Below are 23,261 nucleotides of genomic sequence, written 5' to 3'. Positions count from 1 at the left end.
ATGCTCGTACGCACTGCACTCAGGCTCATCTTTGGCTCCCAGCACGAGCGCGATCTGAAAAATCTCCTGCCTCTTTTGAATGCCGTCAACGCCCAGGAGTCCTGGGTACTTCCTCTCCAGGAGTCTGAGTTCAAACAAAAAACAGCTGAGTTTAAGGCGCGTGCCGCTGCAGGAGAAGCGCTTGACGCTTTTTTACCTCAGGCATTTGCGCTTGCGCGCGAGGCAGCTCGTCGTGTTTTAGGCGAGCGTCCCTATGACGTGCAGATCCTCGGTTCCCTCGTCCTCCACCACGGCAAAATCGTGGAAATGAAAACGGGCGAAGGCAAAACGCTCATGAGCGTGGCAGCGGCGTATCTGAACAGTCTTTCGGGGAGGGGTGTGCATATTGTCACGGTCAACGACTATCTTGCTGAGCGCGACGCGCGATGGATGCGTCCAGTATATGATTATTTAGGCGTTTCCGTCGGCGTCATCCTCTCTTCCATGGGCAGTCAGGAGCGGCGGTGTGCGTACGCGTGCGATATTACCTACGGTACCAACAATGAACTGGGCTTTGATTATCTGCGCGACAACATGCAATTTTTAACGGAAGAAAAAACGCAGCGTGATTTTTACTTTGCCATTATTGACGAGATTGACTCCATTCTCATCGACGAGGCGCGCACACCGCTTATTATCTCAGGGCCTGCAGAAAATGATACCCAGCATTACGCCGAGGTTGACAGACTCGTCGGGCAGTTACAGGAAGTGGAGCGAAATCCTGCCACAGGTGACTACCCCAACGAAGTGGACGGAGAGGAGGTTCGCGGCGATTATATCGTTGATGAAAAGAATCGCAAGGTTTCCTTCAGTGGTCCGGGGATGCTGCACATTCAGGATGTGCTCACGCACGCTGGGCTTATCCAAGGGAGTCTATTTGATGAAGAGAACTTCAAGTATATCCACTACTTTACGCAGGCACTCCGTGCGCACTTACTTTACCGCGCAGACGTTGATTACGTAGTAAAAGACGGACAAGTACAGATCGTAGACGAGTTTACCGGTCGCATCTTGGAAGGTCGGCGGTATTCTGACGGATTACATCAGGCAATTGAGGCAAAAGAACACATCCGCATTGCGCAACGTAATCGCACTATGGCAACTATCACGTTTCAGAACTTTTTTAGAATGTATAAAAAGCTTTCTGGAATGACGGGAACTGCGGATACCGAGGCGTTGGAGCTCAATAAAATTTATAAACTTGAGGTGGTAGTTTTGCCGACGAATCTTCCCGTAGCGCGGGTGGATGAGCATGACGTGGTATACCTGAGTGAAGAAGAAAAGTGGAGTGCCATTTGTGATGAAATAAAGGAGGCACACACACGGGGACAGCCGGTACTCGTGGGCACTATTTCTATAGAAAAGTCCGAAAAACTCTCTGCTCTGCTGAGAACACGCGGTGTAAAACACGAAGTTCTCAACGCTAAAAATCACGCGCGCGAGGCACTGATTATCGCCGAAGCGGGGGCGAAGGGTTCGGTGACCATCGCAACCAACATGGCCGGACGCGGCACGGATATCAAGCTAGGGGGTAATCCTGAATTTCGTGCACGACAGAGCGCAACTGCCATAGCATCGAAGCACGGTTCCTCCTCTGTCACTGTGCAGGAACATATGCAAGCGTGCTATGAGGCGGAATACACACGGTGGCGCGCAGATTACGAAGAGGTTAAGCAGCTCGGTGGTTTGTACGTCATTGGCACAGAGCGGCATGAAAGCAGGCGCATTGATAACCAACTTCGGGGGCGTTCGGGGCGTCAAGGGGATCCAGGCCGCTCAAAATTTTTTCTCTCTCTGGATGATGATCTTATGCGCATTTTTGGGGGGGAGCGGCTGAAGCGTTTTATGAGCCGTGTGGGTATGGAACCAGGAGAACCTATCACGCATTCCTGGTTGAATAAGAGTATTGAGCGCGCGCAGACGAAGGTCGAAGCACGCAACTTTGATGTCCGTAAGCACTTGCTTGAATACGATGATGTGCTCAACGAACAGCGCTCCTTCATATACGCGCAGCGAGCACAAATTTTGATAGACGAGCATGTGGTAGAGCGCGTGTATACCACAATCGAGGAGTATCTTAACCGAGAAATAACCGCACTTCGGCAAGAATTGAAGCGGCGTGGGCGGCTTTCCCTCGGGGCGTTTCAACAAAACCTGAGCACCCTGTTCGATTACGCACTGGGAGGTGAGGACGCATCTGGCTGGAACGAAACGCGTCTTGGAACGCTGAAGCAAGAAATCCTGGCGCATTTAAAAAAGAATATTGAATCAAAGTATCTGCTTGCAGGGGCGCAGAACATGGATACGTTCATCCGCTACCAGTATGTGCAGGCGATCGATAAAAAATGGCTGGACCATTTGGAACTTCTTGAATCCCTCCGGGAATCGGTGTACTTGCGTTCATATGGGCAAAAGAACCCGCTTACCGAATACAAGCTTGAAGGGTTCGACCTATTTTACACCATGTTAGACGACATTCGCCTTTCGATCGCCTCGCAGGTTGTGCGCGTAACGGTTCACATGGAAGAGCAGCGCGTCCCGAGGCCACCACACGTTGCACAGGCGGCACACGAATTTCAAGCACTGGGGCAGCCTGGCAGAGGGCACGGATCGCTATCTGCTCTCCCGATTCAAGCCGGCGCAAAAGTGGGGCGCAACACCCCCTGCCCCTGTGGAAGTGGCAAAAAGTACAAACACTGTTGTGGCCGCTGAAGAGCAATCTCATTATTTTGCTTGATGGGCAGGACCATCCAGATGTCTATCCTGTTCCAGGTAAAGACCGCCGCTCAGAACAGAATGATAAATTCTTCAAGAAAGACATGGGTAACTCTCCCGAGACTCAGCTGTGTGTTGAGCGCATCGCGCAAGGCAATTTTTAGCTGCTCGGGGCCAAGCATATGCAATTCTTGCGCGGTGTGCTGTGCACACCACGCAAGAGACGCACGTCTCAGTTGTTCTTTTTTCTGAACGAGCTCCTCATACAGGGCGTGATCTGCGGCAGGATATTGCAAAAGTGGGGTAATGATGACACTCACAGGCTGCTTATCCGCACTCAGCGCGCGCAAGCGTCCAAGTTCTGCATAGACTGCATGGGCAGATTCCCGCTGGGCAATCCCCCGGGTTGTACGCCTAGTCTGCGTTTCCCTTGGAGCACTGTGTGTCCTCACACGGAACGCCCCGCAGGTGCCGAGAAGTAACACACAGACGATGAGCGCTGCGACAGTTCTCAATGCACGGATAACACGTTGTGCAGTCTCCTCAGTCATGGGGCATTGTAGCACGCACAACACTCACTGCACAGCGATAAAGACTTGCTTGACAGCACCCTTGTACCCTCGTACACTGGGGGCGGGCATGGGTGTTCTTTCGTGAAGACAAGTCTGTTGCTTTCCGTTTGCGCAGCGGCTGCGCTGTCCGGTTGTGCCACGGGTCAGAGTGATGCGGTCACAGACCCGCTCTCGGTTCTGGAGGTTTCTCAGACAGAGACGAGAGAGGCGCTGATGCTATTTGTCTCTTACAACGAGACGGGTGCATCTGTCACCATCTTTACCCCTGAATTGGTTGCGCGTCTTTCCAAATCGTATCGCTTTCTTCGCGTCGAGGCTCCTCACAGCGCATACACCCTTTCCCCTGAGGCGCGCGAACGTAATCGCTTGTTGTTTTCGGAGTATGAGGTTGATGGCCTTCCGTTCCTTGTTCTCCAAAGCGCACAAGGGGACGCTTACTTTGCGCAGCGCATACATTCGACGCTGTCGAGCGAGCAGGAGCTGTGGGCGCTAATACGGTCTGCGGACGCTTCGAGAAAAAAAGTGCTGGCGGCGCGTGACCGTATCGCTCAGACCGAAGCTGCTGAAAAAGCAATTGCCATCGATGCATTTCTTAAGACGGTGCGTTACCCACGCTCTGCGCGGTACGACGCCCTCCGAAAAGAAGCACTCCAGGCTGATCACGAAAATGTCTCAGGTCTCCACGGGGATTACATGTTTCACCTGGCACGGCGGCGCGCAGAGAAATTTATCAAGCAAGAAAACCTTGTAGCAGCGGGGAATGCTTACAAGGATTTAGCGCAGTCACCGTTTCTGAGTGCATCTCAAAAACAGGAAGCGTGGTACCTGACCGCATACACCTATGCTCTTTCAGAAAAGGTATCTACAGAGGACGTAGTCGCGTGCTTGCGAAAAGCTGTTGCAGCCCATCCGCATGCTGCGCGGGTTGCACAGATCAAGCAAACCATAAAGAAACTACTTACCGAGAGAGGCATATGAACGAGGTCGATGCAGTAAAAAAGGGATAGACAGTGCAAATCCTGCAGCAAGTTGCTCAGGGGATCGCGTCTCATTTCGGGCATGACTGTGAGGTGGCTGTGTACGGCGTCAGTAGCGATGGTAAAAACTGCGCGGTTGATTTTATCACAAATGGACGCGTTACCAGTAGCAGGGTTGGAGACAGACCCCGCCTGTCGCTCTTCAAGAATTACGGAATAGAAACAGGCAAGGGCGGCTCAACTACCTCATTCGCACGGAGAACTGCCGCTCCCTTAAGTCGAGCATGTTGTATATTCGTGACGAACATAGCACGGCTCAGGCGATTCTAGCGATAAACTTTGATATTACTGCTTTGTAGGTTACGCAGTTTGCGCTTGGCCGGCTCACCGGCACTGCTGCGGAGACCGCCTCGCATATCCACCTTAAGAGCGTCAGTGCGTTCCTCGACGACCTGATAGAAGAGTCTGTAGAAAGAGTAGGAAAACCTGCAGCGCTCATGAGTAAAAAGGAAAAAACGGATGCCATCCACTTTCTCAGCCAGATAGGGGCGTTTCTCATTACACGCGCGGAAGACAGGGTCTCCCACTACTTCGGCATTTCAAAGTACACCCCTACAGTTATATCGAAACTGGCAAATCGTGATCGCACCGGACTGAGTCCCCAGCAGAGGGATCGCCGGGCCCTACTCCTTCCCTGGTTCAAGCTCCTCGGCGAAGACAACTCCTCCGGAGCGGACCGCTCGCACCACGCTCCCACCCGTCCTGAAATACTCGGACACCACCGGTGAGGTCGCCGCGCGGAAAGATTCAACTATTCTTTGTCCCACTTCGTCCCCGTTCCGCGGGATCCGCCGCACCCAATATAACGCAGCGTTACGCGGGTCTTTGGTAAGCGCGTGCACCTCCCCATCCACTAGCAGCCTTTTAGGCACCCCCTGCACAAAATCTACTGTCACGTGCCTACCTGTCACCGGGTGCAACCACTCAGTACGCGCATGACCGGTAGGTAGTTCTGTGTGCGAAATCGTCACACGTCCACGGCCATACCATTTTTGCACCTTCTGTCCCTTCGCTCCATACTCTTCTTGATAGGCAAAACTTCGATCCTTGTGCACGTCAACTGACAACGCACGTACCGCCCCTTGAGCATTGTAGTATTCCCGCGTTTCAAAAAATCCATCATCATCCCGATCGCTATCCCGTCGCGTTGCGCGTCCATCCACATAGTGCGTACGCGCACGAAAACGCGATCCAACATGAGTTTCAGAAAATAAAGGCAGCCCTTCATCAAGGTACGTCCTTACGCGGGCACGCTCAAACAGGGAATCAGGCTTTTCGTAATAAAGGGAAGAAACTGTGATCTGCTGCTCAGTAGGGAGCGGCTCATTTGTCAATACCATTGTGAAAAAATCGTGCGACCGCACACCTTCTAAATCTCGCGCAAGATCTAAGGACTGCATGCGTACCGGCTGCCACCGAAGTGCACGAGGACGCAATACGTACGTTTTATCCTCCCACCCCACCTGGTGTACTTCAGGGTAGCGATCGTAACACACTCTGTAGCCTTGCTGCGTCAAAGGAACACGCGCCTGAGTTTCTCCCTCCACCCCATTATCTGCAGGAAGCGACACGCGCGGGGCAATCCAGCGCTCAGCAGCACGCTCATGGTCGTGCGCGGCAATATTCTGGGGTATGGGGAACACAGAAGCGCGCGACAATTCCGTCTTTTGCGTACTGTGCATCGTGTGCACGCACGTTGGCGCACCGTCATTCGCATAGACTTCATACTCGAGGATGCCATCCTGGTTTGTATCGAACTGTGCCCGGCTCGGCCTTCCTGCTTTAAAAAACACACGCGCAGAAACAATGCCGTCCCGATTTTCATCGGTATACAACACACCTTCGAACTCCGCAAGAAACCGCGCAAAACGTGCGCGAATCGGCCGACTTGCAAGCAAACGACTGAACTCATGCAGCAGATCCGCATACAAAACCACCACGCGCTGCAAGGGAGTGGATGAAGACACAGACGACGCATGCACACCGAAGCTTGAAACATCATCGGTCGGGTCAACCGCAGGAACTGCCAGAGGGGAATTCAGCGTACAGAACATCTCCATCGCGCGTTGTTCATCCAGCACTCCATACTGCAATCCCAACACAATTGACTGGGCACGCGCGTACAGCTCCTGCTCAGGAGCAGAATCCCCTGCGCGCGTGCTTTGCTCATATGAGGATTGAGCAGAACTCTCTCCAGGAGCATCTAACGGACGCAAGGTAAAATACGTTTGCAGATATCGAAATGCCATGTTCGTTCGAGGTTCAAATAGAGCCGCCTCTACAAGCAGCGATGGGTCCTGCTCCTGCCATACAGAAAGACGTGACAGGATGGAATCTGCTATCTTTTTTGACCGCGACGAGGGACGTCGTGAACGCTCTTGCGCAAAAAACAACTTTGCAAAGCGCGCGTCAAGCGCCCAACGTTCCAACGCTTTTTCGATCAGCTCCTGCGCGTGCTCAACTTGTCCGAGCCCGTAACGTGCCCGGGCACGCAACCAATCTGCATCTGCAGACACCTGCTCAGCCGTTGCAAGAAGTTCCAGTGCACGGGCGTGCTGCAACGTATCCACACACAGACGAGCATAAAAAAGCCGCACCTCTTCTATATCGTACACACACCATTGCATATCCTTTGCCACGGCACGGGCCATCCACTGTAACGCACGTGCGCGCGGCTGCTGCAGCGCGTAAGAAGCCCGTGCAGCAATAAATAAAAAGTCTGCTATTTGCGGAGCAGAAGCGACTCCCTGCTCTGCCTGGGACAAAGCTTCCTGCCATCGCCCTTCCTGCAGATACCGAGCCGCAACACCTGGATGATTACGTTCTAAATCCTGTGGAGGTGCAGGTTCAGACACGCACGAGGCATCTTGGATGCCAGAAAATGCACAAAAGATACTCACTGCACAGAGTCTTCCCATACGTGGGCACATTCCCTTACTCATGAGGAGTCCTCTCCGCGTAACGATTTTGGTAACCAAGTGCTGCGCCATAGAGCGCACGCAACACACCATCCTGCTCTATCATCGGTAACACCGTGCGGTCCGATAAAGGTACGTGCCACTCTGAGAACATCTTTCGGATCCCCTTATGACCACCGCGGATGGAGATGGTGTCTCCCGTGCGATGGGTTCTGATATAAAAGGGAAAAGAAAACGGACCTACACCCACGTGGTCCTGTGCGCAACAGACAAACACGCCGGCAGGACGTACTTCCACAAGAAGCGTTCCGCACGCACAGGGGTAGGCACCAGGACGCGCCACGTAGATTGCACTCACTCCTTGCTTTTCAGAGGAAGGAGGTGATCCTGCATCCTGTTTCTTTGTCTCACGTGCTGTGTCCGACGCATGTATGCAGGAAAAAAGCACATATGCACCGGCACGCTCTAACTGCAGCCCTGAAACGTGTATCCGACGCACACCATCAAAACGCGCACACCGTTCAAGCGCCCCGCGTGGCACCCGGTGCGAAACTCCCAAACGAACGCAAGCCTCCTGCAAAAGAAAGAAGCGCAATATAAATTCAGCGGCGAGAAAGTCCGACCGAGGCATCCGCAGACGCGTGCCCAACGCACGTGGTACTGGTTCCCACGCATGCGAACAACCTTCACGCCACCGCGTCAAGGCAGCAACACAAAAGCTGTGTTCTGCACTAATCCCCGCAAACGTTTTGTCTAAGCCAGAGCGCCACCCTGCAAGCACTGCATCAAGTGCAGGGATAAGTTCATGACGGATACGGTTACGCACATATTTCCTGCACGTATTTGATGCGTCTTCGCGCCAACGCACACCACGCGTCTGCAAGAAATCTTCAACACACGTGCGGCTCACCTTTAGCAGCGGACGCACGTACCGTCCACGCGCAGCTCGTATACCTTGCAACGCGGACGCGGCCGCTCCCTGGAATAAGCGCATGAGCAGTGTTTCGTACTGATCATCACGGGTGTGCGCGGTTAGAACCACCTGTGCTCCGCAGCGAGCAGCCACGTGGTCAAAGACCTTATAGCGCAGTGCACGCGCCGCGTCCTGCACACCGCGGCCACGAATTTTAGCACACGCGTGCACCGCACCGGCAGAAATCTGCTGCACGAAACACGGAAGGGGAGGAGAAAAACGAGCACACAGCGCACGCACAAAACGCGCATCGAGCGCACCTTCCTGAGCGCGCAGACTGTGATCAACCGTGACCGCGCACGCACACACCCCAAAGTCAGGAGCGAGCTCGTGCGCCGCATAAAGAAGCGCAAGCGAATCGGCACCTCCTGAAACCGCCACGAGCAAGCAAGAAGGCTTTCTCGGCACAAGGAAATGCCCAAAGCTACGCGCCACGTGGACGAGCAGCGGGTGAAGCTTCTGCCTAGACTCACTCACCTATAAAGACGGGCACGCTGCACAGTGTGCCGCACCGCGCGCGTTACACCGCGCACCATCTAGCCGGTCCTCGCGCCAGCGGGTGAACCCGCTTCGGAAGCAGAAGAACTGAGTGCCACAATCACCGCATCAGGATCGCTGAGAACCACCACCGACGCGGGCAGAGGAACATCACGCACACGGCGCACGTCGCCGGCCCCGAGCCCACTGATATCAAGCACAACACGGTCGGGCAAGTTGCGCGGCAAAGACTCTACCTCGATATATGAGAGCCCCTTTTCCAAGCGAGCCCCATAGCGCACTCCTTCAGGAGAACCACACAACTGCAGCCGGATTCGCATTCGCAACGGAACACTCTCTTCAACTGCGTAGAAATCCACATGCTCCACACGGTCACTGACCATGTTATGCTGATAGTCCTTAACAAAAACGCAAAAGACCTCGCCACCATCCAGTTCCAAAGACAGAACAGTACTCCTGGTTAAGGCACGAAACAATCTATCGAAGTCTTGCTGCGCAAGTTCAAGGGGAACGGACACGCCCCGATGGTCATACATAACCGCAGGCAAACGCCCTTCCTTTCTGCCACGCACAGCGGCATACTTCCCCAACTGGACGCGCCTTTTCCCCTTCAAACGCCTTTCATCCACAATCCAATCCTCCATGCACAGAAAGCGAACACGCCGCAAACTGGGACGGTAGGATTCGAACCTACGGAATGACGGTACCAAAAACCGTTGGCTTACCACTTGCCGACGTCCCAAAGATATCCTACCCACATAACCGGACACGCACACACCAACACCACCGCTTTGCAAGCAGCTTATGCGCGCGCCGAAGCTCCTCCTCATCCCGATACAGACCAAAAACCGCGCTCCCGCTTCCACTCATCGCTGTAAAGCACGCACCCGCACGGGCCAGATCCCAACGCGCAAGGGCGACTACAGGGTACCGACGCTGTACAGGGGCATCTAAGCTATTAAAAAACCGCCACCGCGCACAATCCTGTGCATAGTGCGCAGAAAGCGCGGTAGCCCCACGCAGAGAGTACTGCTCGCCGTCGGCAGCATGTACGCCGCACGCACGCAACCTGTCCAAATCCTCATAGGCCTGTGCAGAACCGCTGTGCAATCCCGGCCAGACCAAAAGCCCCAGATAGCCAGTCTTTGGAACAAGGGGAACGAGCTGCTCACCACCACCTAGCACGCACGCAGCCTGGGAAGCCAGGAAAAAAGGGACATCACTGCCGACACTATACGCCACTTCTCGTAGAACCCGAGCAGAAAGGGTCGTCCCAAACAACGTATCAAGGCCACACAAAAGCGCGGCAGCATCAGCAGACCCCCCACCAAGTCCAGACCCTGCAGGGATACGCTTCACTACGCGCACGCGCACACCATCGTGAACGCCAGTTACCTGACAAAACCGCGCATACGCACGGGTCAGCGTGTTTTCTCGAGGCAGAGCCATATAAGGCGAACACACCTCACACCGGCCAGGGATATCCAGGCGCGAAAGAGACAAAGAATCCGCAAGCGTAATGCGCTGCATTACACTCTCAATCGAGTGAAGACCATCGGCCCGACGTGCACCAACCCACAGATGCATGTTCACCTTTGCGTGAGCGCGCAAACTCAGCGACTGCACCCGCCATTCTATGACAAGCGGACACAGCGTGTCAATTCCCCCTTCTCTCTACCTGCACCCAAAACACAAGAGAAAAAATACCTGTGCCTATTAGGCACAGTTGACAGCGTGTGCGCTCCCCTCTACGATCCACCCCTAGCTTTCACCATACCACAAGCAGAGGTCAGCCATATGAACGAGAGAAACAAGTTACTCGCACGCGCCCTGTATTCCTGCGTTCCACACGTCCAAGGCTCGGACGACTACGAGGACGACTTTGAAGACAGCGACTTCCAGGACGGGGATTTCGATGATTTTGAAGACGAGGATGGCTTTGACGATGACGATGACTTTGAAGACGACGATTTTGAATATGAAGATGAGGACAATGACCTAGACTTTGACGAATAGGACGCACGCGCGGGTGTGGTTGTCGAGGCGACATGATCGCATTCCTGTTGCCTGTGATGCGAGACTGCTAAGAAATCTTAATAAAAAAGTTTTTGATAAAGCGTGCGCGTTCGTCTGCCTTTTTCCAGTATGGGCTGTGGGGGAAGCGTTCCAGTATTGTCTTGTATGCTTCGAGCGCGAGGCGTACGTTTCTCTGTGCGCCGTTGATCTCATAGGCTTGTCCACGCAGGAACCACGCTTCGTCCATTCGTTCGTGAGAAGGGAACTGCGCAAAGAAATCGCCGAGCGAAGCGAGGGCATCTCGCGCGTTTCCCTGTGCACAAAACTGGCGCGCTTCTGCTAGGTGATCGCGTTTTTCTTGACCCTCTTTGTGAGCAGATGCCGGGACATGCGCCTCAATAGGCGCAGCTGAGGGAGCAGAAGGTTGAGACGCTGGTGAAATCTTCCGCGGAGAGTACCGCTCCGACACACCCTGTGCTACTGCATCCGACGGCACAGGGTCACGTCCTCCTACGGTGGGTTCCCGATCTTTTTTTTCATCAGGACGGGGCGTACCGTGCTGAGCTTTCTCTGCAACAGCAGTATCCGTCTGATCCTGCCGGACAGGCGCTCCAGTATGGGCAGCGGCGCGCTGAGAACCAGAAGTTCCACTCTCTTCTGCTCTGCGCTCGGTACCCGTTCCCGCAGGAGATAACTCAGAAACGACAGTATCAGGAGGAGACGACACCGTACGCCGGTACTCAGGCGCACGCACCACACGCGCGAGCCCTTCCCGCTTCGGTACCACCTTGACCGCAAGTGCGTCGGAGACAAAATCACCCCGAAACACATCAAAATAGGAGAACGCTAAGACAAAATCACCCTCTCGCTCAGCACTAAAGGTAAAAAGCGAATGCGACTCCTCCAACTTGCGCTGGTGATAGCGCAAACCAGGCTGCGCAGTATGCTCGCCCACGTACACCCAACCTTCGCCCGGATACAAAACCTCAAGTTTTTGCCCCACTGCAAGCTGTACCGCGCGCGAAACGCGCGGCACCTCATCCTCAGGCGGTTCTTCAGGCACCATCGCGCGTGGAGAATCCTCTGCCGGCTCAGGCTCAGCCTGCACCTCCGCCTCACGAGGAGGCTCTGATGCAGGGGGCGGAGAAGGAGGTACAGCGCGCTGCTTTGGTTTGGATGCAGAAGGCGATACAGGCGGAGGGGAGGGACGATGCGGCCGGGGAGCTGTCGGCGCAGGGGGTGCCGGCGGCGCAACGTGCGGCGACGACACTTCAGGTACTGGAAGAACATCAGGTACACTCCCAGCCTCGCGAGGCTTCACCGGAGAGGCAAGCGACACCGGCTCTACCACCTGAGGCTTCGAAGACTCAGGTTTCTGTTCCCGCTCCTGTGAGGACTCAGGAACGCGCTCAGGTGCAGCGGCAGGTGCAGGAGGGAGGCGACCGGCGATTTCTTCCTCCACAGGGGACGGAAGAGGAACTGCTTCTGGAATCGCAGGGCGCGGCGCAGAATCCAACGCTGGAGGCGGCTCCTTTGAAACGATGAGGGCACGAGGCGGAGGCACGTGCGTACACGAAACACACATTCCCAGCAAGGCGAGCGCCACCCACACACTCACGGTACTGCCTCTAGCATCTGCTGTATACGTTTCTCGTTTGCGTGCTCTAATGCCTGCACCGCCTTTTCCGTCGGATACTCAAGCTGTCGGAGGCACTCCTGCTCACTCCACGCCGACATCCGCTCACGGGAACGCTCGATAGGGGGAAGCGTCAACGGTTCATCAGCTGCCTCCATCTGTGCAGGATCTATGTGCAACAACACTGGCTCGCGAGCCACAGCCGCCCCACGGTCCCCTTTTTTTGGATAGAACACCCACCAGACGCCCATCAGCCCCAACGCCACAAGCACTACCGCACCCAACAGGGCACCTGCCACCCCACGCAGACGCATCAAATGGCTCCTCCTGCCTCGCCGTTAGCCGGTCGCTCAGAAGCAGATTCAAGTGCAATCGAAACCACTTTCGATACCCCCGGCTCTTCCATTGTTACCCCAAGCATGGTGCGTGCACCCAAAACCGTCCGCCGATTGTGCGTGATTACGATATATTGACTGACGTCAGAAAACTCATCAAGCATCCCAACAAAACGAGCTACATTATGCTCATCCAACGCTGCGTCGATTTCATCCAAAAGACAAAACGGCGCAGGCTTCACCATATACGTTGCAAAGAGCAACGCTACTGCAGTCATTGCCTTTTCTCCACCAGAAAGGAGGCCAATATGCTCGAGCTTCTTCCCCGGTGGCTGCGCGAGGATTTCAATTCCACACGAGAGCACCGCTGCAGGATCTGAAAGACGTATCTCTGCGCGACCTCCCCCAAACAGACGACGGAATACCTCGTGAAAATTCTTACGAATCCGTCGGTATGTTGCCAAGAAAAGTTCTGCAGATTCAGCCTTAATTTTATCGGTTACCCGCTGCAGATCTGCGCGCGCCTTTTCAAGGTCCGCAACCTGCGCAACGAGAAACTCGTAGCGCTCCTTTACCTCCTGAAACTCCTCCACCGCCATAAAGTTCACCGCCCCGATTTCCTTCACTCGAGCCTGAAGCTCCCCACGCTCTTGGCGCAGATCACTTGCCGTTTTTTCAATCCCCGGTATTAAATCCTCAAACTCACTCAGATCGCGGGTGTGCTGTTCTCGAAAATGTTCACGTAAATTGCGAATCTCAGTTTCGCACTGCATCAACTCCCGATGTGCCTGCTCAAGCTGCCGCCCCACCTGTGCAAGTTCCACGCGCGCTTCCTGGAGCGCATGTTCTTCAGATGTTACTGCGGCATTCCGCACACGGATCTCTCCTTCGCAGTTCTCAAGACTTTTGGTGAGCAAAACACCGCGCTGTTCTAGCTGTCCTATTTCCCCTTCAACCTCTAGTAAGCGCTCTTCGAGCGCCGCCACCCGCTCCCCCTCGGTAAACAACTCCCCTTCGAGCTCTTTAATCACTGCGCGCTGACGTGCCACCTCCCCTCTGGTTCCTGCAGCCTGTTTTTGTCCTGCCTCAGCTTCAGCACGCAGACGCGCCTGATCCACACGCAGGGATTCAAGCGTTTTGCGACAGGCTTCTATCTTCCCAACAAGGAGCTTGTTCTCTTCCTGCAGTGTGCGCTGACGCGCAGCATGCCGCTCAAGCTGTGCACGGTGCTGTTCAAGCTGTCGCTCAAATTCACGTTTCTTGGTCATAATCCCCTGAGGAGCAACAAACTCATCGATAAACCGGGCAGAAACACGCGCATATTCTGCTATGTCTGACTCAACGCAGTGCACTATCTTTACCGCCTCATTGAACGCGTCCACAACTGTAGTCAGCATCCGGCACAGCTCCCCTTCAGTGTGGGTATCTACCACCAGAAAGTCTGAAACAATACGTGCTCTCCCCTCCACGAAGGTTCGCAGGCGCTGTACCCCCGCTACCAACGTACGCTCAGCCTCTGCCCGATTGCGCGCAGAGTACCCGGCTGCACTCAGGCGCGTGTCAAGCTCTGCGGCAATATCTTCTGCCACGTCACGTAGGGACGCTTCAAGTTCAACACACGCGGCACTTATCTCTTGCATCTGTCCCTGTATGTCGCGAAGCGTTTGATCATTCTCTGAGACGTGCTCACTTGCAACGTGCAAGCTCCGCGCAAACGATTCAATATGCTCTTCAACAGAGGATAGAGCACTGCCTAACTGATACACGTGTGCGTCTTGCTCTGCTACTTCTTCTTCCAAATTCTGCACGCGACTTTCTACACCAATCTTGCGCATTTCTATCTGACCAATCGACTCTTTCAGTTCAGAAAGATGCTTACGATGTAGCGATGCCTCGTTTTGCTTCGCTTTCTGTTCAATTGCAAGGCCATAGATTTCCTTTTGGAGCGCGTCAACGCGCTTTTCCATATCATTGATCTCGCCTATGCGAGCAGAAAGCGTCTGCTGTGCTTCCTCCACCTGTGTTTGCAACGCGTCGCGCCGCGCGCGATTGCGCTGGAGTGCTCCATCCGCTCGGGCTTGGTTTTCTAAAAACCCACGCAGACGCAACAGACCAAGATCGCGATCTCGCGCAAAAATCTCCTCTTTGAGCATGCGGTAACGTTGCGTCTGGGCAGCTTGGAGCTTTGAACTCTCGTAGCTCTTCTCTACTTCTTGCAGAATAACCTCAAGATGACGCAAATTCTCCGCCGTTTTCTCCAATTTCCGTGCTGCTTCCGCGCCACGAACTTTAAAGCGCGTCACCCCTGCTGCTTCTTCAAAAAGGTAGCGACGTTCCTCCGGTTTATTTGAGAGAATCTGGTCTATTTTCCCCTGCTCCATAACGGAGTACGCAACCTTCCCTATTCCCGTATCCCAAAAGAGCTCGCGGATCTCCTTTAGACGGACGGCATTCCCGTTAAGAAAGTACTCACTTTCCCCGGAACGATAGAGTCTGCGTTTAATTAAAATCTCTGGCACATCGAGCGAAAGGATACCAGCTTCATCGCAAACGGTAAGAGAGGCTTCTGCAACGTTCAACGAACGACGCGACTCGGTCCCGTTGAATATAACGTCTTCCATTCTGTCGGCACGCAAGGCCCTAGAGGACTGCTCTCCGAGGACCCACTTTATGGCGTCAACGACATTGCTTTTGCCACAGCCGTTTGGGCCCAACAGCGCAGTGACGCCATCTGCAAACTCAACGCGAACGCGATCTGCAAACGACTTAAAGCCAAATACCTCAAGCGTTTTCAGGAAGAGCACACACCGCTCCCTCTTTCATGCGCACAATACAACGTGTGCACCTCTTCAAAATCGAACCGAACCCTTTCCAACCAAACCAACTAGGAACTACGAAGGAGTATAGAAACTACACCGCAGGAAAGGCACCACAGGGCCCCGAGCAAAGGGCTGAGGGAGACACCACTTCTCCTCTTGCGGCACACACACAGAAAACACGCACGCAGAGAGACGGGCACTCCGCGCGCGAAGGCAAAAACCTCAAGAAACCATCCACACACGCAAGCGGGCAAACCGTACGAGACAGCCCGCAGGACACATCCGCCCTCACTTTAGTACGCTTGCAATTCGCTCCAACACCTTTTTCCTATCGAGCGGCTTGACAATATAGTTCTTCGCGCCCAGTAACAGTGCCTTCTTCACCAATTCCTCTTTCCCCAACGCCGAAATGATAACTACCTTTGCATTCTTATCAAACTCAAGAATCTTCTCAAGCGCAGTAATCCCGTCCATCTTGGGCATCGTGATATCCATCGTCACCAAATCAACGCCCGGACTCATCGCCTTATACTTTTCAACCCCATCAACGCCGTCCACCGCAGTATCTGCAACCTCGTAGCCTTCACTTGTCAAGATTTGACCAATCTGCTTTGAAACGAACATGGAGTCGTCCACCACCAACACACGATAGGGCGCCCCATTCGGTTTTTGTCCTGCGGGAACCCGATCGTTGATCGTGGGAAAATCCTGCTTGGAAATCATACTTCCTCCCTCTTATACTTTGTCGCGGATGGCAACATTAATTTCCACCTTACCCTGAGGCGTCTCCATGGGCACGATAAGCGCTTCAATATCACTACTAGATATTTCCATGTTGTCCCCAGTAAACAGCGCCGGAGGGGTAAGATCGAACTTAAATCCGAGCTCGTGCAACGTAGTAACCGCCTTTGCGGTGATCAGATTGGCGAGCTCGGTGATCGTCGCACGCGCAAGCTCATCAAACGCCGCTAACTTCTCCTCGTTCATCGAAGAGGCAATCTTCAGCGCCGTATCGAGCGTCATGTCAAATACCACACGCCCCTCTACATCCCCTGCAAGGCCAACGATAGCCGCAACACCCATCACCGGCATGCACGTAGACTTCAAATACAAGTCCCCCCGCTTGGTTTCCCCTGCTAAAACCTCAGACAGAACCACGTACGCCGCCTCACTGAACGGGTTGATATACTCTACACGCATACACCACTCCTCATGCGCTAATTATTCCTTGCTGAACACCGCAACGGTGCCTTCAATCTGCCGCAACCATCCTGTATCCTTAGGCATCACCTCGTTCTGACCGAGCAGAACAACTCCTGTTGCCTTCAACTTCTCAGAAAACTCCTTCAACAGGGTGTGCTGCACTGGAACCGCAAGAGATGACAGTACGTCCCGCGCCACGATAAGATCGACGTCTGGAAGCGCACTCGGATGCGTACAATCGTGGTACTCAAACAGGACCATCTCCTTAATTTCCTGGGAGAAGGTGTATGAACCACTCACCCCCTTCACCACATAGGGCTTATACCAATCACCGATCACATGCTCAGGAACAGTGAGCATGGGAGCATTGGAAATGGAGAAGAGATCCGAATCGCTTGCGTGCACCCGAACCACCGCGTCGGGGAAGGTTTTTCTGAGAAGCACCGCAAGACTGTAACTTTCGTGACCCGCACCGCAACCGATATTCCACACCGTCACCACCTTTCCCACCTGCATCCGAGAAAGAACAGATCCCACACTCGCCGCATACTCCCCCGACCAAAACACACCTGTGTCCGGGGAAGGAAATGTACTCAAGAACTCGGCGACATCCTCCTCATGCTGAAGCTGTACCTCAGCTCCAGAGCGCACGTCACGCCACACAAGATACCGGCTGCGCAACCAACCCTCATTCACTGCACTGGTAAAGAAACGGCCAAACGCGGCCAACGTATCGCTAATGAAACCAACATTTAAATTTTCTTCATCCCCCGGCGGCACAGATACGGCAGGAGGTGAAGGAGACGGCACAACACCACGATCGACAACTGCCGTCCGTTCCTCCTCCCCAAGACGGAAGGAAAAAATCCGGTGCACATCAAGTAGGATGTACAGCTTTCCCGCCTCCTCAACCACCCCCCGGATATACTTTATGTTGATGTCCCCAAAGATAGGGTGTGGCGGCTGAATAGTTGTTTTTGACACCCCAATTACCTTATCGATGCCATCTACTACAACCCCGAATGTCTGATCTTCCACTGTGACGATCACCATATTCTCGATCGCCTGCCGGGACTTGCGCGGAGCGGGAATATTAAAAAATCTCCTTAAATCAATTATGGGAATAATATCCCCCCGTAAGTTATACACCCCCAGAACAAACGGAGACGTATTGGGCACATAGGTAAAGCTCCCAGCCTTTGCAATTTCCTTCACCTGCATGATATCTACCGCGTAGTCCTTCCCCGCGAGGGAAAAGGTAACCATCTTGAAGTCTATGACCGCAAGCGGCTCACGTACGCCCCCGTCGAAACTTTCCCGAATGCCGATCTCTGCTTCCATATGCTCTATCATAGTCCCCAATCCGTGCCCCAGATCGCCTACCACACCGTGGCTTCTCGACGCTCACGCGCCAATATTTCCCGCTTCAACCCAAGCTCAAGCAGCTGCCCCACATCGATAATCAACGACACCGAACCGTCACCCAGGATAGATGCCCCTGCAATACCAGGGGAACTAGTGAATTGATCCCGCAGTGGCTTGATGACTACGTCCTCCTCACCAATCAGCGCATCCACCATGAGCCCCACCTTTTTCTCTGCCGCACCAACTATAACCACATAGTGATACTGACCGGTCACCTCATCATCGCAGCTGATACCGAACAGCCTATCGAGACGCAGCAAGCTAATGACCTCGTTCCGCACATTGAACACCTCGTAGTTATCAATCCGGTTAATCTCTTCACTCTTGATACGATGGCTTTCGATGACCGAAGCTATCGGTATCGAGTACACCTCCTGCCCCACCCGTATCAAGAGCCCCTGAATAATTGCCAGTGTAAGCGGCAGCTTTATGACAAAGCGCGTTCCCTTCTGCACTTCCGAAAAGACGGAGACAGTGCCATTGAGCCTCTCAATGTGAGTCTTCACCACATCAAGCCCCACACCCCGACCAGAAACATTAGAAACCGACCGAGAGGTTGAAAAACCGGGAGCAAAAATAAGTTGGAACGCCTCAACCTCAGTGAGGTTCTTGCCTGGGTGCAACACACCTCGCTCAACTGCTTTCGTCTTCACTGCCTCCACGTCGATGCCACGCCCGTCATCGGCAACCTCAATAACGATCATATTTCCTTCGTTGCTTGCGCGCAGGAGAAGCGTACCTTGCGCCGGTTTTCCAGAGCGCGCGCGAACTTCAGGCGCTTCTATGCCGTGGTCGAGAGAATTACGCACGCAGTGCATAATGGGATCGAGCAAATCTTCAACCACAGACTTATCAAGCTCCGTCTCCTCTCCTTCAATGACCAACCGCACCTCTTTACGCAAGTCCCGCGAGAGATCGCGCACCACACGCGGATAACGACTGAAAATCTGGCTAATAGGCACCATGCGGATTTTCATCACACCTTCTTGAAGCTCACCAGAAATACGCCCCAAATTCTGAGCAGAAGACCGAAACTTAGTGACGGACTGTTTCAGTCCATTCTCAAACGAAGAAAAAATGTCAAAGACACCGACAGCCTCTGCTATCATCCCCTTGCGCACCGCATCTGCGTCCTGACCGTTCTTTACCTTTTCTAAGTAAGCGGGAACCCTATCAAAAAACTTACGCAAACGCTCCTTGTACGCGCCATTAGCGTTTTGGAATAGGGTGTACACCTCCCCAAATTCAAGCGCACTCTGATTGAGCGAGGCCTTGATAATCACCGTCTCACTTACCAAATTCAGAAGATAATCGATGCGTTTCGCATCTACGCGCAACACGGACCCCGAGCCGTAGCCGCTTGAGGTAGCCTTTGATGAGTCCTTTGCAGAAGGCACCGCGCACCCGGCAACCTGTTTCGGCAGGGAGTTAGGAACGCGTTCCCCTCCGCTGCGCACGGCAGCGCCGCTCCCTTCGGACACACCACCTGTCCCCGCGTCTGCGCAAACACCCAGCTCCCCATGTTCAGAGAGGGGAGTACACAGATCTGCAAGCGCAACTTCCGCTACACTCACCGAAAGCGTAACGTCCGGAATCGAAGCAACCTGCGACACACATACTGAATCCTGCACAGTGGAAACGAAGTACACAACATACTCATGGAACATGTCCTGATACAGTGCGTCGAAATCAGGAACCGTCTTGAGCACGCTTGCGCAGGACTTCAACGCTGTAAACACCTGGATACCGCCGACCGTGTTCATCAGATTACTCTCATCAAAACGCACCGTAAGCGCGTAGACAGAGTGCTCAGGCGGAACGATCTCGCGCAATTCCAACCGATCGTATTCAGAAAGAAGAGACAGCGGCGGCACTCGCCCTACCTGAGGGGCTTCCGTCCCATCTTCACCTACCGCGGTCCCCTTTGCAGCTTCGGCTGCATTTGGCGAAGACACCGACAATCCACGCGCCGCCCCCGGCACAGTCCCAGACGCAGGCAGATACGAGCGCAGACGCGCAACGAGATCCGAGACATCCTCCGCGTAGGGACCACCGCCCGCACGGGACTCGAGCATCGCCTTAATTACATCCAACGACGTCAGGAGCAAGTCCACAACCGCCCCGTCAACAGTTACCTTCTCTGAGCGAATCCCATCCAGCAGATCCTCCACCGCATGCGTGAAGCCGGACAACTCGTGCATCTCAACAGTCGCAGCACCCCCCTTAAGGGTGTGCGCCGCACGGAAAATCTCGTCTACAGCGTCCCGATTGGTGGGATCCTGCTCAATGACGAGTATATTGCTTTCGAGCTGCTCAACCTGTTGCTCCGCCTCGCTGAAAAAATCCTTCAGCAACTCTTCGTTGCCCGCGTCGAGGTAATCGCTCATGGGCACAATCTTCCCGCATTCTCAGCCTTTGGTCAAGGCAACGTCCAAAAGACCCCGCCACCCGCTGCATCCCTTGACACTTCCATCAGCCGAGAATAGACTCCGCCATGGCCCGCGCGCAGGTACGTTTGTCAGGTCGGTTTCTCGCCCTCGGTGGTTACTCCTTGTATGCCGCGGGACTGGTCCTACTCCTCTACCGAGCGGTGGGGGTCTACGTTTGGATCCACTTTTATCAAAACCAGACCCTCTCGCAGCTTTCTACCCACGCGCGGTCGTCTTGGGTATCGATTGGCGGACACGCCAGCCTCTTCCTCGGCGCGGTGCTCTTGACCGTTCGGGACGTGCGCACCTTCAGAGACGACAGCACGATGTGGATAGCCCCCGTCGTTCTCTGGTCCGCGGCGACCTACTCCAGCATGGGAGCCTGCGGCTTCTCTCTCAGGGCCGTAGCCAGCGGCGCATGCGGCGTGCTTCTCTTCGCCGTTTGGTCGCTCGCGTCAGAGCTTGGGCGCCGCCGCCCTTAGCGGCGCGTTCGCCCGCGGCTGAGCCTTTTTCATAAGAGGGTTGCTGCGTAGGCAGCGCGCGCAAATCCGCATGTTCAGCGCAGAGCCATCTACAACTACTCTCACTGCGAGCAGGTTCGGTTTCCACACCCGCTTGCAGTGGTGCATCGATTTACTCACGGCGCACCCGCTGATCGTCCCCTTTCCACACAGTCCACATCTTCTTGCCATCGTTCATGTCTCCGCCGCCGATGATAAAGAAAAGGTCCGCCAGAGTAAAGGCGCGCACGCGCGCTTTATGGCATAATGCTCCCCTGTGCGGTGGTCAACCAACGCAGAAGGAGCGCCCTCATGTGCGGAATTCTCTCCATCGTCGTAAGTATCGCTGTTCTTGCACCGCTGGCAGTTGCAAACACCCTCTGCTACGCACTGTACCGCCCGGGATGCAGATGGGTTAATCACGCGGTATCCACCTGGGGTGCACGGACTATCTTTGCCGTTCTACATACCTACGGAAGACTTAAGTTTTACAGCGACTACACCCACGCTGAGCACCTGCCCACGCAGTACCTTGTAGTCTCAAATCATCAAAGTGTGCTAGACACCCCTGCACTCATGCGTTACTTTGGCTATATTGATGCGCCGAGGTTGCGCTTCGTAGCAAAGCGAGAGCTCGCGCGCTTCGTCCCCCTTGTGTCCACCATGCTCAAAAGCGGTCGGCACTGCCTGGTAGACCGGCATCAGTCAGGAGCACAGGCGATGCAAGCGCTCGAAACGTTTACACACCACGTCATGCGAGAGCGATGGCTCCCTGTGATCTTCCCTGAAGGGACACGATCAAGAAACGGCGCCCTGCGCATCTTCCACGCCGCAGGCTTCCGTGCGCTCACGGCACGGCTCCCACTCCCCGTAGTTGTATGCGCGTTGGACGGAGGGTGGAACCTACGCCCGTTGCTGAAAATAGGACAGAAGCTTAAAGGAAGCGCTTACCGCGTCAAAGTGCTCGGCGTTTACCCCGCACCCCACAACAAAGACGAACAGCTCTCCCTCCTACGCGAGGCAAAAGCGCTCATTCAAGCGCAGCTAGACGTCTGGCGCTCGGAGACCACCTGTCCTCAAGACGAGTGCCTCACGCGCGCCTCCAAAGACTCCTAGTTAAAGTCACGCGGCCGACGCTCAACACGCCTGCACTTAGGACACTCAGCGATGTTCTTCACCTTTCCGTTATCAACAATAGACCTCAGCACCACCTCTCCCCCGCACGGACAGTTAAAGCGCTGCGTCGCCGCCGCAGTACGCGAATTTTTGCTGGCACCAGCCATTTTCATACCTCCTAGTAGCTCGCTCGCCAGGCTGCATCACATTGTCCTTTTGGTCAAGCGTATGGCGAATTCTAGGGGGAAGACACGACACTCGCCCCGCCTACCGGCGGTACGTACTCTCTGCATCGCGATATAGAACCGTGGAATGAGAAAAAATGGCCTCATATTGACAGAGATTTTTCCTGTTCCCATAATGGCACCCTGGGTGGGGTAGGCGTGGCGCTCACTAAGTCGTTTTTGGAGTCAAGATCAACCGGGGAGCTGTTTGCGCTTGCAGATGAGCTCGGTCTTTGCTTGCCTGAGGATCTTAATCGAAGACTTGTCATTGGCGAGATCCTTGATTGTTACCACAGCGCTCTTGATTTGAACCCTCCGTGCGCTCCCCAGTCCCTTGAATCAAAGGGGACTTCGTGTGCCTACAATACCACCGAAATCCATATCCTTGCCCGTGACCCGCTTTGGTTCTTTGTCTTTTGGGATATCCACGAGCAACTCTTTTGCACACTCACCCAGAGTCCTCAATTTAGGTCGTTCTTTCTGCGCGTGCACTCCCTCGGTGGTCATGGCTGGCACACCTCGCTCGACCACTTCGATATTGATGTACCCCTCAAAGACAGAAAGCGTTACGTGCACCTGTCCTTGGCCGACGATGCTAATCGCATAGATCTTTGCTGCAAAATGCTCCAACGCGAACGCATCCTTGCTCAATCCAGAGTTGTCACGCTCCAGCGCAGCGTCATAGAACGGAGTCTTAACCCCGAGGATCCAACCGGCGCAGAAGTTCTCAGCCTCTGTGGGCTTCCCCTGCTTGAGGAAACCTACCCAAGCACGTCTCTTCCTGTGTGCTCATAAGTGGGACCTTC

21 protein-coding genes, 1 tRNA gene and 1 pseudogene are annotated in these 23,261 nt (G+C 54.4%); 7 read left to right on the top strand and 16 right to left on the bottom strand.

Annotated elements, in window-relative coordinates; genetic code table 11:
* Window positions 1-2,751: a preprotein translocase subunit SecA gene (secA, locus tag TPANIC_RS01855; RefSeq protein ID WP_014342795.1), complete on the top strand. Its 2,751-nt coding sequence runs from the start codon at window positions 1-3 to the stop codon at window positions 2,749-2,751.
* Between the two features lie 74 nt (window positions 2,752-2,825).
* Here secA and TPANIC_RS01850 read toward each other — a convergent pair whose 3' ends face one another.
* Window positions 2,826-3,305 (bottom strand): flagellar basal body-associated FliL family protein, encoded by a 480-nt coding sequence (locus tag TPANIC_RS01850; protein ID WP_014505481.1) that lies wholly within the window; start codon window positions 3,303-3,305, stop codon window positions 2,826-2,828.
* Between the two features lie 102 nt (window positions 3,306-3,407).
* Here TPANIC_RS01850 and TPANIC_RS01845 point away from each other — a divergent pair, with 102 nt between their 5' ends.
* On the top strand, window positions 3,408-4,304 hold the full coding sequence (locus TPANIC_RS01845; protein WP_235214094.1) for a hypothetical protein: 897 nt from the start codon (window positions 3,408-3,410) through the stop codon (window positions 4,302-4,304).
* A gap of 32 nt (window positions 4,305-4,336) precedes the next feature.
* Window positions 4,337-4,662 (top strand): annotated as a pseudogene (locus tag TPANIC_RS05280) (PAS domain-containing protein).
* Here the strand turns inward: TPANIC_RS05280 and TPANIC_RS05585 are convergent.
* Window positions 4,620-4,829, bottom strand: coding sequence for a hypothetical protein (locus TPANIC_RS05585; RefSeq protein ID WP_010881823.1), 210 nt, complete (start codon window positions 4,827-4,829; stop codon window positions 4,620-4,622). The pseudogene TPANIC_RS05280 and the gene TPANIC_RS05585 sit on opposite strands and share 43 nt — an antisense overlap.
* Here TPANIC_RS05585 and TPANIC_RS05670 point away from each other — a divergent pair.
* Window positions 4,801-5,091: a hypothetical protein gene (locus TPANIC_RS05670; RefSeq protein ID WP_353418050.1), complete on the top strand. Its 291-nt coding sequence runs from the start codon at window positions 4,801-4,803 to the stop codon at window positions 5,089-5,091. The genes TPANIC_RS05585 and TPANIC_RS05670 overlap by 29 nt on opposite strands.
* On the opposite strand, the gene TPANIC_RS01835 is transcribed toward TPANIC_RS05670, so the two are convergent.
* The 5 genes from TPANIC_RS01835 to ispE all read right to left on the bottom strand — a co-directional run bounded on the left by TPANIC_RS01835 (window position 4,987) and on the right by ispE (window position 10,378).
* A complete protein-coding gene (locus tag TPANIC_RS01835; protein WP_010881822.1) occupies window positions 4,987-7,362 on the bottom strand; it encodes a tetratricopeptide repeat protein in 2,376 nt (791 codons plus the stop codon). The genes TPANIC_RS05670 and TPANIC_RS01835 overlap by 105 nt on opposite strands.
* Window positions 7,298-8,731 (bottom strand): tRNA lysidine(34) synthetase TilS, encoded by a 1,434-nt coding sequence (gene tilS, locus TPANIC_RS01830; protein ID WP_010881821.1) that lies wholly within the window; start codon window positions 8,729-8,731, stop codon window positions 7,298-7,300. The genes TPANIC_RS01835 and tilS overlap by 65 nt, the downstream gene beginning before the upstream one ends.
* Before the next feature lie 59 nt (window positions 8,732-8,790).
* Window positions 8,791-9,381, bottom strand: coding sequence for a 50S ribosomal protein L25/general stress protein Ctc (locus tag TPANIC_RS01825; RefSeq protein ID WP_010881820.1), 591 nt, complete (start codon window positions 9,379-9,381; stop codon window positions 8,791-8,793).
* A 40-nt stretch (window positions 9,382-9,421) separates the two neighbouring features.
* A tRNA-Gln gene (locus TPANIC_RS01820) sits at window positions 9,422-9,494 on the bottom strand.
* A gap of 8 nt (window positions 9,495-9,502) precedes the next feature.
* Entirely contained in the window at window positions 9,503-10,378 is an 876-nt protein-coding gene (gene ispE / locus TPANIC_RS01815) for a 4-(cytidine 5'-diphospho)-2-C-methyl-D-erythritol kinase (RefSeq protein ID WP_014342793.1), read from the bottom strand.
* Between ispE and TPANIC_RS01810 the strand changes: the two genes are divergently transcribed.
* Entirely contained in the window at window positions 10,352-10,768 is a 417-nt protein-coding gene (locus tag TPANIC_RS01810) for a hypothetical protein (protein WP_010881818.1), read from the top strand. The two genes, ispE and TPANIC_RS01810, sit on opposite strands and share 27 nt — an antisense overlap.
* A 67-nt stretch (window positions 10,769-10,835) precedes the next feature.
* On the opposite strand, the gene bamD is transcribed toward TPANIC_RS01810, so the two are convergent.
* The 8 genes from bamD to rpmB all read right to left on the bottom strand — a co-directional run bounded on the left by bamD (window position 10,836) and on the right by rpmB (window position 21,307).
* Window positions 10,836-12,386 carry an outer membrane protein assembly factor BamD gene (gene bamD, locus TPANIC_RS01805; RefSeq protein ID WP_010881817.1) on the bottom strand — a complete coding sequence of 517 codons (1,551 nt, stop codon included), beginning with the start codon at window positions 12,384-12,386 and terminating at the stop codon, window positions 10,836-10,838.
* The gene (locus TPANIC_RS01800; RefSeq protein ID WP_010881816.1) at window positions 12,383-12,718 is read right to left on the bottom strand and encodes a hypothetical protein; all 336 of its coding nucleotides are present in this window, start codon (window positions 12,716-12,718) and stop codon (window positions 12,383-12,385) included. Before TPANIC_RS01800 ends, bamD begins: the two co-directional genes overlap by 4 nt.
* Window positions 12,718-15,543 (bottom strand): chromosome segregation SMC family protein, encoded by a 2,826-nt coding sequence (locus tag TPANIC_RS01795; protein WP_010881815.1) that lies wholly within the window; start codon window positions 15,541-15,543, stop codon window positions 12,718-12,720. Before TPANIC_RS01795 ends, TPANIC_RS01800 begins: the two co-directional genes overlap by 1 nt.
* Before the next feature lie 303 nt (window positions 15,544-15,846).
* Complete coding sequence (locus TPANIC_RS01785; RefSeq protein WP_010881814.1) at window positions 15,847-16,281, bottom strand: response regulator; 435 nt, start codon at window positions 16,279-16,281, stop codon at window positions 15,847-15,849.
* A gap of 12 nt (window positions 16,282-16,293) precedes the next feature.
* A complete protein-coding gene (locus TPANIC_RS01780) occupies window positions 16,294-16,758 on the bottom strand; it encodes a chemotaxis protein CheX (protein ID WP_010881813.1) in 465 nt (154 codons plus the stop codon).
* Window positions 16,759-16,779: 21 nt separating this feature from the next.
* Entirely contained in the window at window positions 16,780-18,147 is a 1,368-nt protein-coding gene (locus TPANIC_RS01775) for a CheR family methyltransferase (RefSeq protein ID WP_010881812.1), read from the bottom strand.
* The gene (locus TPANIC_RS01770) at window positions 18,141-20,573 is read right to left on the bottom strand and encodes a chemotaxis protein CheA (RefSeq protein WP_014505476.1); all 2,433 of its coding nucleotides are present in this window, start codon (window positions 20,571-20,573) and stop codon (window positions 18,141-18,143) included. The genes TPANIC_RS01775 and TPANIC_RS01770 overlap by 7 nt, the downstream gene beginning before the upstream one ends.
* 497 nt (window positions 20,574-21,070) lie before the next feature.
* Window positions 21,071-21,307, bottom strand: a complete 237-nt coding sequence (gene rpmB, locus TPANIC_RS05265; RefSeq protein WP_010881810.1) for a 50S ribosomal protein L28 — start codon at window positions 21,305-21,307, stop codon at window positions 21,071-21,073.
* Between the two features lie 120 nt (window positions 21,308-21,427).
* Here rpmB and TPANIC_RS01760 point away from each other — a divergent pair, with 120 nt between their 5' ends.
* Window positions 21,428-22,231 (top strand): lysophospholipid acyltransferase family protein, encoded by an 804-nt coding sequence (locus TPANIC_RS01760; protein WP_014342391.1) that lies wholly within the window; start codon window positions 21,428-21,430, stop codon window positions 22,229-22,231.
* Here the strand turns inward: TPANIC_RS01760 and TPANIC_RS05425 are convergent.
* On the bottom strand, window positions 22,228-22,398 hold the full coding sequence (locus tag TPANIC_RS05425; RefSeq protein ID WP_014342791.1) for a hypothetical protein: 171 nt from the start codon (window positions 22,396-22,398) through the stop codon (window positions 22,228-22,230). The genes TPANIC_RS01760 and TPANIC_RS05425 overlap by 4 nt on opposite strands.
* A gap of 216 nt (window positions 22,399-22,614) precedes the next feature.
* Here TPANIC_RS05425 and TPANIC_RS01755 point away from each other — a divergent pair, with 216 nt between their 5' ends.
* Window positions 22,615-23,250, top strand: a complete 636-nt coding sequence (locus tag TPANIC_RS01755; RefSeq protein WP_010881807.1) for a DUF4912 domain-containing protein — start codon at window positions 22,615-22,617, stop codon at window positions 23,248-23,250.
* The last annotated feature ends 11 nt before the right edge of the window (window positions 23,251-23,261 follow it).

The sequence above is a fragment of the Treponema pallidum subsp. pallidum str. Nichols genome (genome assembly GCF_000410535.2).
GTDB classification, from domain to species: domain Bacteria; phylum Spirochaetota; class Spirochaetia; order Treponematales; family Treponemataceae; genus Treponema; species Treponema pallidum.
Note: the sequence above shows the minus strand (reverse complement) of the source record. Positions and strands in the feature narration are given on the sequence as shown.

Excerpts from the sequence above, each read along its gene's own strand:
- secA (WP_014342795.1), top strand. The coding sequence starts at position 1 with ATGCTCGTACGCACTGCACTCAGGCTCATCTTTGGCTCCCAGCACGAG.
- TPANIC_RS01850 (WP_014505481.1), bottom strand. The coding sequence starts at position 3,305 with ATGACTGAGGAGACTGCACAACGTGTTATCCGTGCATTGAGAACTGTC.
- TPANIC_RS05670 (WP_353418050.1), top strand. The coding sequence starts at position 4,801 with ATGAGTAAAAAGGAAAAAACGGATGCCATCCACTTTCTCAGCCAGATA.
- TPANIC_RS05585 (WP_010881823.1), bottom strand. The coding sequence starts at position 4,829 with ATGGCATCCGTTTTTTCCTTTTTACTCATGAGCGCTGCAGGTTTTCCT.
- TPANIC_RS01800 (WP_010881816.1), bottom strand. The coding sequence starts at position 12,718 with ATGCGTCTGCGTGGGGTGGCAGGTGCCCTGTTGGGTGCGGTAGTGCTT.
- TPANIC_RS01785 (WP_010881814.1), bottom strand. The coding sequence starts at position 16,281 with ATGATTTCCAAGCAGGATTTTCCCACGATCAACGATCGGGTTCCCGCA.
- TPANIC_RS01780 (WP_010881813.1), bottom strand. The coding sequence starts at position 16,758 with ATGCGTGTAGAGTATATCAACCCGTTCAGTGAGGCGGCGTACGTGGTT.
- TPANIC_RS01770 (WP_014505476.1), bottom strand. The coding sequence starts at position 20,573 with ATGAGCGATTACCTCGACGCGGGCAACGAAGAGTTGCTGAAGGATTTT.
- rpmB (WP_010881810.1), bottom strand. The coding sequence starts at position 21,307 with ATGGCAAGAAGATGTGGACTGTGTGGAAAGGGGACGATCAGCGGGTGC.
- TPANIC_RS01760 (WP_014342391.1), top strand. The coding sequence starts at position 21,428 with ATGTGCGGAATTCTCTCCATCGTCGTAAGTATCGCTGTTCTTGCACCG.
- TPANIC_RS05425 (WP_014342791.1), bottom strand. The coding sequence starts at position 22,398 with ATGGCTGGTGCCAGCAAAAATTCGCGTACTGCGGCGGCGACGCAGCGC.